The sequence below is a fragment of the Loktanella sp. Alg231-35 genome, assembly GCF_900143545.1.
Classification (GTDB): Bacteria; Pseudomonadota; Alphaproteobacteria; order Rhodobacterales; family Rhodobacteraceae; genus Yoonia.
This window is the reverse complement of sequence record NZ_FREV01000003.1, coordinates 508,808-520,617: the sequence shown is the minus strand read 5'-3', so window position 1 is coordinate 520,617 and position 11,810 is coordinate 508,808. Positions and strand designations below refer to the sequence as shown.

The 11,810-nt window shown below is 57.5% G+C and carries 11 protein-coding genes; 4 read left to right on the top strand and 7 right to left on the bottom strand.

All coding sequences use genetic code 11. The features are described from left to right. Positions 1–25: 25 nt before the first annotated feature. Positions 26–781, bottom strand: coding sequence for a cytochrome c biogenesis CcdA family protein (locus DHN10_RS09490; RefSeq protein WP_108815055.1), 756 nt, complete (start codon positions 779–781; stop codon positions 26–28). A gap of 105 nt (positions 782–886) precedes the next feature. Between DHN10_RS09490 and DHN10_RS09485 the strand changes: the two genes are divergently transcribed. Beyond that, positions 887–1,114 carry a sulfurtransferase TusA family protein gene (locus DHN10_RS09485; protein ID WP_108815054.1) on the top strand — a complete coding sequence of 76 codons (228 nt, stop codon included), beginning with the start codon at positions 887–889 and terminating at the stop codon, positions 1,112–1,114. A gap of 66 nt (positions 1,115–1,180) precedes the next feature. On the opposite strand, the gene DHN10_RS09480 is transcribed toward DHN10_RS09485, so the two are convergent. After that, positions 1,181–3,844: an Rne/Rng family ribonuclease gene (locus tag DHN10_RS09480; protein WP_108815053.1), complete on the bottom strand. Its 2,664-nt coding sequence runs from the start codon at positions 3,842–3,844 to the stop codon at positions 1,181–1,183. Positions 3,845–4,331: 487 nt separating this feature from the next. Between DHN10_RS09480 and DHN10_RS09475 the strand changes: the two genes are divergently transcribed. Beyond that, on the top strand, positions 4,332–5,159 hold the full coding sequence (locus DHN10_RS09475; RefSeq protein WP_108815171.1) for a TauD/TfdA dioxygenase family protein: 828 nt from the start codon (positions 4,332–4,334) through the stop codon (positions 5,157–5,159). On the opposite strand, the gene DHN10_RS09470 is transcribed toward DHN10_RS09475, so the two are convergent. The 5 genes from DHN10_RS09470 to purC are packed head-to-tail and all read right to left on the bottom strand — an operon-like array spanning position 5,156 to position 9,977. After that, a complete protein-coding gene (locus DHN10_RS09470) occupies positions 5,156–6,487 on the bottom strand; it encodes a sigma-54-dependent transcriptional regulator (protein ID WP_108815052.1) in 1,332 nt (443 codons plus the stop codon). The genes DHN10_RS09475 and DHN10_RS09470 overlap by 4 nt on opposite strands. Before the next feature lie 10 nt (positions 6,488–6,497). After that, the gene (locus DHN10_RS09465) at positions 6,498–8,255 is read right to left on the bottom strand and encodes a sensor histidine kinase (RefSeq protein WP_108815051.1); all 1,758 of its coding nucleotides are present in this window, start codon (positions 8,253–8,255) and stop codon (positions 6,498–6,500) included. 45 nt (positions 8,256–8,300) lie between these two features. After that, entirely contained in the window at positions 8,301–8,969 is a 669-nt protein-coding gene (purQ, locus tag DHN10_RS09460; RefSeq protein ID WP_108815050.1) for a phosphoribosylformylglycinamidine synthase subunit PurQ, read from the bottom strand. After that, positions 8,969–9,199, bottom strand: coding sequence for a phosphoribosylformylglycinamidine synthase subunit PurS (gene purS / locus DHN10_RS09455; protein ID WP_108815049.1), 231 nt, complete (start codon positions 9,197–9,199; stop codon positions 8,969–8,971). The genes purQ and purS overlap by 1 nt, the downstream gene beginning before the upstream one ends. Before the next feature lie 13 nt (positions 9,200–9,212). Further along, positions 9,213–9,977, bottom strand: coding sequence for a phosphoribosylaminoimidazolesuccinocarboxamide synthase (gene purC / locus DHN10_RS09450; protein WP_108815048.1), 765 nt, complete (start codon positions 9,975–9,977; stop codon positions 9,213–9,215). A 133-nt stretch (positions 9,978–10,110) separates the two neighbouring features. Between purC and DHN10_RS09445 the strand changes: the two genes are divergently transcribed. After that, complete coding sequence (locus DHN10_RS09445; RefSeq protein ID WP_108815047.1) at positions 10,111–10,425, top strand: DUF1476 domain-containing protein; 315 nt, start codon at positions 10,111–10,113, stop codon at positions 10,423–10,425. A 144-nt stretch (positions 10,426–10,569) separates the two neighbouring features. Then, positions 10,570–11,586, top strand: a complete 1,017-nt coding sequence (gene bmt / locus DHN10_RS09440) for a betaine--homocysteine S-methyltransferase (RefSeq protein WP_108815170.1) — start codon at positions 10,570–10,572, stop codon at positions 11,584–11,586. Positions 11,587–11,810: the final 224 nt, after the last annotated feature.

Genomic DNA, 11,810 nt, shown 5'->3' with positions numbered 1-11,810 from the left:
TCCGCTTAGGTTAGCGGCACTCTGATCAGCCCACCAGAGCGAGTGCAGGGAATTGCTCAAGCAGCCAATAGCTGAGAGCGGCAAACTGGCCTGTCATCATCATCAGGCCGACCGTCCAGAGCAACAGACCAGAGGTCCTTTCGATCCGGTCCATATGCCGCTTCATCCAGCCCATGACACCTTTGAGGCGCGGAAAGAACGCGGCAACCAGCAGAAAAGGAGTGCCAAGCCCAAGCGCATAGACCGCCAAAAGCACCGTACCGCGCGACACGTCACCCTCCGAGGCCGCAAGGCTAAGGATCGCGCCAAGGATCGGGCCAAGACAGGGTGTCCAGCCAAAGGCAAAGGCAAGCCCCAGCAGATAAGCGCCAAAGGCCGAACCGCCCTTGTCGCCCGCATCGACACGCAATTCACGGTCCAGAAACCCGATACGGAAAACACCCACAAAATGCGCCCCGAGGATCATGATCATGGCGCCCGCCACGACGATAAACCAGTCCTGCACTTGCAGCATCATCCGGCCCATCTGCGAAAACGCGAGGCCCAGCAGCAAGAACACGGTGGACAGACCAAGCACAAAGAACACCGCAGACACGAATACCCTGCGGCGGGCCTGTGCGGTTTCTTCCATCTCGCTGACAGACACCCCACCCATATACGCCAGATATGGCGGCACGACAGGCAATACACAGGGGCTAAGGAATGATAAGATGCCTGCCAACATGGCAACCAGCATGGCCGGCAACAGGGCGGCATCAAAGATCAGGGCAGTGTCGAGCATTGGGTCTTCCTTCCCGTCCTACCTAACCACGGATACCGGACAGGTCACGGGTCTTGTTGTCACAAGTTAGTGGACAAGTTGAAACATCCCACATACCTCCGACCCATGACATACGACGCTGATCTTGACGCCAAGGGATTGCTTTGCCCCCTGCCCGTTCTCAAAGCCCGCAAGCGGTTGCAGGCGCTGCAATCAGGTCAGGTTTTGCGGGTGCTGGCGGATGACCCAGCAGCGGTGATCGACGTGCCACATTTCTGTGCAGAGGCCGGCCATGCCTTGCTGGCCAGCGAAGACAGCCCCGACGGTCAGGTCTATTTCATTCGCAAGGCCTAAGCCAAAACGAAAAACGCCGCCCCTGAGGGACGGCGTTTTTTTGTTTTATGGTACGCAGATTGCCTGTTAGCGGCCCAGTGACCACCAGCCCTTGCGCTTTGGCTTGTCGGCCGCTGGCTCTGCGGCGGCAGGCGCTTCGACAACTGCTGGCGCGGCAGGCGCTGGCGTTGGTTCTGGCGCCGCTTCTGGTGCCGGTTCTGCCTTGGCTGTCTCGGCGGCGGGTGCTGCTACAGCAGCCACCACATCCTCAACCTTCGGTTTCGCGCGGCTACGGCGTTTTGGCTTTGGCTTAGGTTTTTCCTCGGCTGCCGGGGCTTCGGCCTCGGGTTCTGCCGCCGGGGCCTCTTCAGCCGGTGCATCGGCGACGACGGGTTTCTTGCGGCTGCGCGTGCGTTTCTTAGGGGCTGGCGCTTCCTCTGCCGCAGGCGCGTCGGCCTTTGGTTCCGCTTCTGCGACCTCGGCATCATCCGCTTTCTTGCGGCGGGTCCGGGTGCGCTTGGGCTTTTCTTCTGCCTTGGGGGCCGCGTCCTCTTCAGGTTTGGCTTCTGGGGCGTCTTCCGTCTTCGCTTCAACTGGCTGGGCGTCTTGGTCAGCCTCACCTGATGGTGCGTTTTCGCCTTCGGCCTGCTGCTGGTTTTGGTTCTCACCATTGCCACCGCCGCCACGACGACGACGACGACGACGACGCTTGCGCTTGGGCCGCTCTTCACCGTCGTTGCTTTCGGCGTTTTGCGGTTCTGCTTCATCCTCGATGGGATCAATGATCACACCCTCGTCAACATCATCCATGATGACAGAGGTGCTATCAACGGCCGCAGCTTCGGGTACAGAGCGGGTAGCCGTCTTGAACTTTTCAATCGCATAATCCGGCGACACCAGCGTCGGATCACATTCGATCCGTACCGACATGCCATAGCGGGCCTCGATATCGGCGATATGCTCGCGCTTGCCATTCATCAGGAAGTTGGCGATCGAAATTGGCGCCTTGACCAGCACCTCTTTGGAACGACCACGCACGCCCTCTTCTTCCAAAGCGCGCAGGATCGACAAAGAAACGTTATCATCAGAGCGCAGCAAGCCCGTGCCGTGGCAGTGCGAACACATCTGCGTTGTGGCCTCTAGCATGCCGGGGCGCAGGCGCTGGCGTGACATTTCCATCAGGCCAAAGCCGGAAATGCGACCCACCTGAATGCGCGCACGGTCCGTCTTGAGCTTGTCTTTGAAGCGTTTTTCAACGGCCGTGTTATTGCGACGTTCGTCCATATCGATGAAGTCGATGACGATCAGACCGGCCAAATCACGCAAACGCAACTGGCGTGCCACCTCATCGGCGGCCTCAAGGTTGGTCTTCGTCGCGGTTTGCTCGATCGAGCCTTCTTTGGTCGCACGACCAGAGTTCACATCGATGGCAACAAGCGCCTCGGTGATCCCGATCACGATGTAGCCACCTGATGGCAATTGAACGGTCGGGTTGAACATGCCGTTCAGGTAGCCCTCAACCTGATAGCGGGCGTAAAGTGGCAGTTGTTCGCTATAGTATTTCACGTTCTTGGCGTGGGACGGCATGATCATTTTCATGAAGTCCTTGGCGGTGCGGTATCCCGCCTCGCCTGCGACGATCACCTCGTCGATCTCTTTCGAGTAAAGATCGCGGATCGAGCGTTTGATCAGGTCACCTTCTTCGTAAATCTTGGCCGGGGCCGTCGATTTCAGGGTTAGCTCGCGGATTTGTTCCCACATCCGTTGCAAGTATTCATAGTCGCGCTTGATCTCGGCCTTGGTGCGCTGAGATCCGGCGGTGCGGATGATCAGACCAGCACCATCAGGCACCGTCATTGATCCCGCAATGTCCTTGAGCTTCTTGCGGTCGGCAGCATTGGTGATCTTACGGCTGATGCCACCGCCACGGGCAGTGTTGGGCATCAATACGCAGTAACGGCCAGCGAGCGACAGGTATGTTGTCAGGGCGGCACCTTTGTTGCCGCGCTCTTCCTTCACAACCTGAATCAGCAGGATCTGGCGAACCTTGATGACTTCCTGAATTTTGTAACGCTTGGGGCGCGGTTTGCGTACCGGGCGAACCTCATCAGTGTCGTCTTCTTCGGCGACGCTTTCGATGCTGTCGTCCTTGGGCTTTGGGTCCGACTTTGGCTGCTCATCGTCGGCGCCATCATCAGCGTCATCACCATCGTCGGCTGCTGGTGTCTCAACCGGGGTTTCGGCGACCAGCTCCATGGGCGAGCTGCCCTCTTCGCTGTCGTCAATATCGATGGTTTCCATACCCGCGATATCGCCCGAGGTTTCTTCCTCTGGCGTTTCCACCTCTTCGGTGGCTACGGCATCGTCAGTCGCAACTTCTGCGGCTTTCGCCCTGCTGCGGCGGCGGCGCTTGGGTTTGGGTTTTTCATCCTCAGCTTCGGCCTCGGCTTTCATCGCCTCGGCATAGGCCTTTTCTTCGGCGATTAGCGCTTCGCGGTCGGCGACCGGGATCTGGTAATAGTCGGGGTGAATTTCCGAGAAGGCAAGGAAACCGTGGCGGTTTCCACCATAGTCCACGAAAGCAGCCTGCAACGACGGTTCAACCCGCGTGACCTTGGCTAGATATATGTTCCCAGCAAGCTGACGCTTGAACTGGCTTTCAAAATCAAATTCCTCGACTTTGTTCCCGTCGACCACAACAACGCGGGTTTCTTCCGCGTGTGTGGCATCGATTAGCATTTTCTTTGGCATATTTTCCGTTCGCACATAACCCCGGTGGCGCCCCAGGGGGCGCAGGTGTCCGTGTTACATGTCTGATTAAGGCGATCTGCTGCGCGCGGACAGTGCCAGCGCCCCTTGGGGCGGCTACATCTTGCCTCATATGTTGCGCGCGTTGCATCGCGTTTCTGCTCCGACCCCAGCAATTCTGGGGCCCGTTCATGGCCCGGTCGGCGTTGAATGCGCGACGCAGGGCGTTCTCCTGATCCCGAAGGATCAAATCAGCTGCTGGATTATGGGTTATGACCACTCACCCAACAGAGAATCTCGATCAGATAACACCGTGCAACCAAAGCACGAGCATCTGTAAGACATACATAAGGGAGGATGGTATGCGAATACAATGCCAATTTGATATGAGGGGCCGCTTGCCCATTGCGGACTTGACGTCGATCAGCGCTATGCCAACAAAAGGCAAACCGTTTCGCCGTGTCTAAGTGGCGTATTGCAGGAGAAGTCAGTGCAGGTCATTCCCCTTACCGGCAGCCTTGGGGCCGAAATATTTGATGCGGACCTCAAAGACCCGGCGCAATTTTCCGCGATCAAAGCCGCCTTCGCGCAACATTCTGTCATCACATTGCGTGCCCAAGCGCTGACGCCAGACGATCTGCTCTCGTTTGCGCGTCGTTTCGGGCCGATCAACGTCAATCGTTTTTTCACGCCCCTCAAGGGTCACCCGAAAATCGCCATTGTCCTTAAAGAACCCGACCAGACACGGGCCATTGGCGAAGATTGGCACACTGATCATGCCTATGATCAGGCCCCTGCTATGGGATCAATCCTGCATGCGATTGAAACACCGCCGTCAGGTGGCGATACGGTCTTTTGTTCCATGGGTGCGGCCTATGACGCGCTGAGCGATCGGTTCAAATCCATGCTAGAGGGCCTTTCTGCCTGGCATTCGTCGCGACATGTCTTTGGCGTCAGCCAAGCGGACGCGGAAAGTGTCACGTCGGGCCGTGTCGGCAATGCGAACCTTGCGACCCAGGACGCGCTGCATCCCGTTGTGATCAAACATCCCTTGTCTGGGCGTCTTGGTCTTTACGTCAATCCGCAGTTCACGACCCATATTGATGGCTTGGCCAAACCCGAATCCGATGCCCTGCTACAGATGCTTTATACCCATTGCCAAAAGCCAGAGTTCCAATGCCGCGTCAGATGGCAACCCGGCGACGTCACCATGTGGGACAACCGCGCGACATGGCATAAGGCTATCAACGACTACCAAGGGCACCGGCGCTATATGCACCGGGTGACCGTGGAAGGTTGCCGATTAGACGCCCCCTAAAGGTAGTCAGATCGCTGCAATCCGTATTTCGCCATTTTCTCGTTCAAGGTCCGGCGCGGCAGGCACAGTTCTTCCATGACTGACACGATTGACCCTTTGTGGCGGCGCATCGTGTTGTCGATCAGCATCCGCTCAAAGGCTTCGACGAACTCTTTCAGCGGCTTGCCTTCGGTTGTCATCGCAGGTTTGGCTTCTTCGGTGTCGGCCATCAAAAGCGATGCAATTGACCCGGTGCCACGGCGGTTTTGTAGCACTGCACGTTCTGCCACGTTGATCAACTGACGCACGTTACCCGGCCAAGGGGCCTGTAGCAGTTGGGCTGCTTCCTGCGCATTCACTTCGGGGGCCTCGCAACCATATTCCTCAGAGAATTGTTCGCCCAGACGGGTAAACAGCGACAGGATATCCTCACCACGTTGGCGCAAAGGTGGCACTGTGATGCGCAATGCGGCCAAGCGATAGAACAAATCGGGACGCAACACGCTTTCGCAGGTCTTGTCCTGTTCTTGCAAGTTACAGATCGCCACGATCCGTGTTTCGGCAGGCGTGCCTTGCTCATTGATGGCCGTCAGCAAACGGGCTTGCAACGCGTGGCTGAGCGCTTCGATATCTTCCAGCACCAGCGTACCGCCACGGGCCTCTTCCATCGCTGGGATCGGTTCATCATCCTTGGCAGGACCAAAGATGATCCGGCCCAGCGTTTCCTCGTCATACGCCGAACAGCTGAGCAGGACGAATTTCTTGTTGGCACGGGCACCCACGGCATGCAGGGCGTGCGCCACAAGGGTTTTGCCAGTGCCGGTCTCGCCCTCGACAAGGACATGGCCGTCGGCCTGCCCCAGATCAAGGATGTCTTCTTTCAGACGCTCCATTGGTTGGGACTGACCAATCAGTTTCTTGATAATGGCGGAACCGTCCGACAGCTCACGCCGCAGCGCACGGTTGTCCAAGGTCAGACGGCGGGCCTGCGTGGCCTTTTTGGCCAATTCGGTCATGCGATCAGGGTTAAACGGCTTTTCCAGAAAATCGAACGCACCAACGCGCATCGCTTCAACCGCCATGGGCACGTCACCGTGGCCTGTGATCATGATCACAGGCAGGCTGCTATCGAGACCCTTGAGTTTCTTGAGAAACAGCATGCCGTCCATGCCCGGCATCTTGATATCGCTGACCACGATGCCCGGATAGTCATTGCCAAGCCCTTTCAGCGCATCCTCGGCCGAGGCAAAGGTTTCAGTGTCGAACCCTGACAGGGCCAGCCACTGTGAAATCGACTGACGCATATCTTTCTCGTCATCGACAATCGCGATCTTCATGACCTTACTCATGATCTTTTCCTTACTCTGCCGCGGCGACGTCCTGCCGGATGATCGGCAGTTGCACCTCGAATATAGCCCCGCCATCAACCGCATTGCGTGCAGTCAGGCGCCCACCCAAATCGTTTACGATGCCAGAGGAGATAGCAAGCCCCAGACCGACCCCATCGCCCGGTTGTTTCGTTGTGTAAAACGGCTCGAACAATTCATCGAGGTTTTCGATCCCCTCACCGTTGTCCCGGATCTGGATGCTAACGGTGTCACCGGCCGCCAGAAGGATCTCAACCGTTGGGTTGGCGGCGGTCTTTGTGGCGTCCAATGCGTTGCGCAAAAGATTGATGATCACCTGCTCTAGCCGCAGCCTGTCACCAAGGATCATCACCGGTTCATTGGGCAATGTGCGGATGATATTGACCGCGCGGGTTTTCAACTGCGGCTCCATTAGCGCCAGTGCGGTGGACACCGCAGCCCTTGTATCTACGGGTTCAAAGGCTTCCCCACCCTTGCGGGCGTAGGATTTGAGTTGCCGCGTGATCGCCCCCATCCGTCCCAGCAGATCATCAATGCGCTGGAACGATGACAACGCCTCATCTGGGCGCTCGCGTTGCAGCAACAGCCGCGCACCGGCAAGATAGGTTTTCATTGCCGCCAGCGGTTGGTTCAACTCATGGCTCACCGCTGCAGACATCTCGCCCAGTGCGGCCAGTTTTGAGGACTGCGCAATTGTCTGTTCGGCCACCTGAAGGGTCTTTTCCACCTTCTCGCGTTCGGCAATTTCCCGCTGTAGGCGTCGGTTCAGTGCGCGAAGCTCTGCTGACTCGCGTTGGAAGAAAAGCAGGCGCGATGCGGTCTTGCGCGAGGTTGTCCAGAACACCAGCGCCAGCAGAATCGCGAATCCCATGACTTCGAGCGCCAGAATGCCATTCACCCGCTCGCGGACTGACGCATAGGTCGTGAAACTGACCAGCGTCCAGCCCTGATGCGGCACACGGGTTTCGCGGCGCAGCACGGCTTCGCCCGCCAGATAAGCGTCAGCAGGCAAGGCAGCCCAACCTTGGGTCACACGAATGGCCCGCTCAATCGCGGAAGGTGCAGATTGGCGCGCCAAAGCCTCTTCTTCTACCAGACCACGCCAGCGCGGCTCTGTGGCCATGATGATCGTGCCATCGCTATCCGTGACCAAAACGGCATCAGCGACCCCAACCCAACCGCGTTCAAGGCGAGAGGTATCAACCTCAACCATCAACACGCCCAAGAAACCAAGGCTGCTTTCGATCCGACGCGAATAGATGAAGGCGTAACCGCCTTCGTCGGTCTCATAGGTGGTATAGATTGTTTGATTGGTCCGCACCGCATCCACAAAATAGGGCAGATTGCGGTGCATCTCGCCAATCTCATTGCGATCCGTGGCAGCAACGGTGCGCCCATCCCGGTCCAGCAATGTCAGCGACGCCGCCCCGATTTCATCAACAAAGGACAACAACCGCGCGGTCGAGCGCGAATAATCCTGCCCTTCCAGCGCCAATATCAACTCTGGATCTCGCGACAACAGTTGCGGCACAACCGAGTTGCGCTGCAATTCGTTCATCAGGTTCGTGACATAAAGCGCCAGCCGCACTTCAGAGCGATCACTGATCGTTTCGGTAAACCGCTTGGTCAGCACCTGATTGGAAACATAGATAACGATCACTGCGAACAGGCAGATCACCAGCACAGTCAGACGCAGATACCATCGCCCCCGGCCACGCCCCCGCGTCATCGTATTTAGTCGACCAAACATGGGCAAAGACTATGCGTCAATGCGCTGTCCAGCAAGCAGATCAGCCTAGGCCGTGGCGAATTGCCCGACCAGCCCGCGGAAAAGCGCCTGCCCATCAGTGCCACCATGCCCGTCGTCAACGGCACGTTCCGGATGTGGCATCATGCCAAGCACCCGGCGGTTGTCTGACAGGACACCGGCGATATCGGCAATCGATCCATTGGGATTGTCGCTATAGGTAAAGGCAATGCGATCTTCGCCGCGCAGTGTCGCAAGCGTTTCAGGATCAACTGTGTAGTTGCCATCATGATGCGCCATCGGAAACCCAACCATATCGCCCGCATTATACCCTTCGGTAAACGCGCTGGCAGAAGTTTCCACTTTTAGATCAGTGGTTTTGCAGATGAACTTCAACCCCGCATTGCGCATCAGCGCACCGGGCAGCAACCCGGTTTCTGTCAGCACCTGAAAGCCATTGCAAACGCCCAGAACATAGCCACCACGCGCCGCATGGCCGACAACCGCCTGACTAATCGGTGATTGTGCGGCAATCGCACCGCAGCGCAGGTAGTCCCCGAATGAGAACCCACCGGGCACGGCGACCAGATCAATGCCGTCAGGCAGGCTAGCATCCTTGTGCCAGACCATCTGCACATCCGCACCAGCCGCGCGCAAAGCAACAGCCATATCACGATCACAGTTCGATCCGGGAAAGACGATGACAGCAGCGCGCATCACAGCACCTCGACGCGGTAGCTTTCGATGACTGTATTCGCGAGCAACTTTTGACACATCTGCTCAATCGTGGTCTCGGGTGTACCATCGGCCAGATCAAGTTCGATCACCTTGCCCTGGCGGACCCCCTCAACACCGTCAAACCCCAGTGAACCAAGAGCATGGCGCACGGCCTCTCCTTGCGGGTCAAGAACGCCGTTTTTCAACATGACATGTACGTGGGCTTTCATCGGGTTTGGTCCTTTAGTTGATCAGTGTAGGCTTGCTGGGTGCATGGGTCACATTCGAGGGCATAACCCCCAACCTGCGGGCAACTTCGGTATAGGCATCCTTCAGGTCACCCAAGTCGCGACGGAACACATCTTTGTCCAGCTTCTGGTTTGTCTCCATGTCCCACAAACGGCAGCTATCGGGGCTGATTTCATCGGCCAGCATCAAGCGCATGAATTCATTATCCCAAACCCGGCCAACTTCGATTTTGAAATCGATCAGTTTGATGCCAACGCCATACATGACACCTGACATCCAGTCGTTGACCCGCAAGGCAAGGCTGACGATATCGTCCATATCCTGCTGGGTCGCCCAGCCGAATGCGATAATGTACTCCTCTGGCACCAGCGGATCACCCAGGCTGTCGTCTTTGTAGGAAAACTCGACAATCGGACGGGGCAGTGCTGTGCCCTCTTCCATACCCAGACGCTGGGCCATGGTGCCTGCGGCAAAGTTACGCACGATGACCTCAAGCGGAATAATCTCAACCTGCCGGATCAATTGCTCGCGCATGTTCAGGCGTTTGATAAAATGGGTCGGGATGCCGATCTGACCAAGGCCGGTCATGAAAAACTCTGACAGGCGGTTGTTCAGCACACCCTTGCCTTCGATGACGTCTTTCTTTTCGGCGTTAAACGCAGTGGCATCGTCCTTGAAATACTGGACCAACGTGCCGGGCTCGGTACCTTCATAAAGGATCTTTGCCTTGCCTTCATAAATCTTCTTACGGCGTGCCATGTCAGCCCCTTGCCCCGTGCATGTCCCCCCTCGGGCCATGTCATATGCGCGTCATAGTGCAAGCCCCCCTTGCGGGCAAGCACCTCAGGGGGCATATCAATATCAAGAGTGATCCAAACCACGAGGCCCAGCCATGAGTACCTTTGACGACCGCGAAACCGCCTTTGAAAACAAATTCGCCCATGACGCTGAAATGCAGTTCAAGGCAGAAGCACGCCGCAACAAGTTGGTCGGGCTCTGGGCGGCTGATTTGCTGGGCAAAACCGGCGATGATGCAGCAGAATATGCCAAAGAAGTGGTCAAATCCGACTTTGAGGAAGCAGGCCACGAGGATGTTTACCGCAAACTGGCCGGTGATCTGAACGACAAGGCCGATGAGGCCACGATCCGCACCAAAATGGCCGAATGCATGACACAAGCCAAAGCACAGCTGCTCGACGAAGTCTAAGCCGCGCGCGCACGAACCTGAAAACCGCGCCCCAAGTGGCGCGGTTTTATCAATTTACGCATAAAGAACATGCATGGTTTGCATTTGCATCTGACCGCAGTGCATGACACGGCACTGACAGATGACAGCGAGGCTTGCAGACCGATGACAAACGCTCTTTCCACATTGCTTGAAACACGCGATTGGCTGATGGCCGATGGTGCAACCGGCACGAACCTCTTTAACATCGGGCTCATGTCAGGCGACGCACCCGAGATGTGGAACATCGAGGAAACCGCAAAGATCACAGCGCTCTACAAAGGGGCGGCTGACGCGGGCAGCGACATCTTTCTGACCAACAGCTTTGGTGCAAACGCTTCGCGGCTGAAACTGCATGGTGCAGAGGGGCGGGTGAAAGAACTTAATGAGGCCGCTGCAAATATTGGCCGCGACGTTGCTGATGCGTCCGGGCGCACCATCGTCGTTGCCGGATCGGTTGGACCAACCGGCGAGATCATGGCCCCCATGGGCAGCCTGACCCATGAGATCGCCGTCGAAATGTTCCACGAACAGGCCGAAGGCCTGAAGGCGGGCGGCGCAGATGTGCTCTGGGTCGAAACAATCAGCGCCGCCGAAGAATTCGCCGCCGCCGCCGAGGCTTTTGCGCTGGCTGACATGCCCTGGTGCGGCACGATGAGTTTCGATACCGCTGGGCGCACGATGATGGGGATCACTTCGACCGATCTGGTCAAGCGGGTTGGCAAACTCGCCCACCAACCCCTTGGTTTTGGGGCCAATTGCGGCACCGGAGCATCTGATCTTTTGCGCACCGTTCTGGGGTTTTCAGCCGCGGGGAGCGATCTGCCGATCATCGCCAAAGGCAACGCCGGCATCCCCAAGTATCATGATGGACACATCCACTATGATGGCACGCCCGAGCTGATGGCGGATTACGCCGTTCTGGCGCGTGATTGCGGGGCTACGATCATCGGCGGATGCTGTGGGACAACCCCAGACCATCTGCGCGCCATGCGCGACGCGCTTGAGACGCGACCAAAAGGCGACGCGCCGACTTTGACTGCAATTACCGATGCATTGGGGGCGTTTTCCTCTGCCTCCGATGGCACCGATGGAGCGGGGCCAACTGCGGCACCGCGGCGCGGACGGCGACGCCGCGCCTAGTCGCGCGGTCAGAGGGGGCGCTGCCCCCGTCCCTGCGGTCCCCCCCGAGATATTTTTGAACAAAAGAAGCACAAGCGTAATCTTTGGTTAACCTTGCACGGCGAAACTCAGTGATGCGGTTCAGGCTGAGAAGCCGATGACCGTAACGGAAGAAGCCCCGCGCGGTCGATGATCGGCGCGGGGTGGACCGTCGCCCTACCTTTTCTTTTGTTCTTAAAAATCTC

Bases quoted from the DNA above. Each gene is read 5' to 3' on its own strand.
- DHN10_RS09485 (WP_108815054.1), top strand. From the start codon at position 887: ATGACATACGACGCTGATCTTGACGCCAAGGGATTGCTTTGCCCCCTG.
- purC (WP_108815048.1), bottom strand. From the start codon at position 9,977: ATGGCACGCCGTAAGAAGATTTATGAAGGCAAGGCAAAGATCCTTTAT.
- DHN10_RS09480 (WP_108815053.1), bottom strand. From the start codon at position 3,844: ATGCCAAAGAAAATGCTAATCGATGCCACACACGCGGAAGAAACCCGC.
- purS (WP_108815049.1), bottom strand. From the start codon at position 9,199: ATGAAAGCCCACGTACATGTCATGTTGAAAAACGGCGTTCTTGACCCG.
- DHN10_RS09445 (WP_108815047.1), top strand. From the start codon at position 10,111: ATGAGTACCTTTGACGACCGCGAAACCGCCTTTGAAAACAAATTCGCC.
- DHN10_RS09490 (WP_108815055.1), bottom strand. From the start codon at position 781: ATGCTCGACACTGCCCTGATCTTTGATGCCGCCCTGTTGCCGGCCATG.
- bmt (WP_108815170.1), top strand. From the start codon at position 10,570: ATGACAAACGCTCTTTCCACATTGCTTGAAACACGCGATTGGCTGATG.
- purQ (WP_108815050.1), bottom strand. From the start codon at position 8,969: ATGCGCGCTGCTGTCATCGTCTTTCCCGGATCGAACTGTGATCGTGAT.
- DHN10_RS09465 (WP_108815051.1), bottom strand. From the start codon at position 8,255: ATGTTTGGTCGACTAAATACGATGACGCGGGGGCGTGGCCGGGGGCGA.
- DHN10_RS09470 (WP_108815052.1), bottom strand. From the start codon at position 6,487: ATGAGTAAGGTCATGAAGATCGCGATTGTCGATGACGAGAAAGATATG.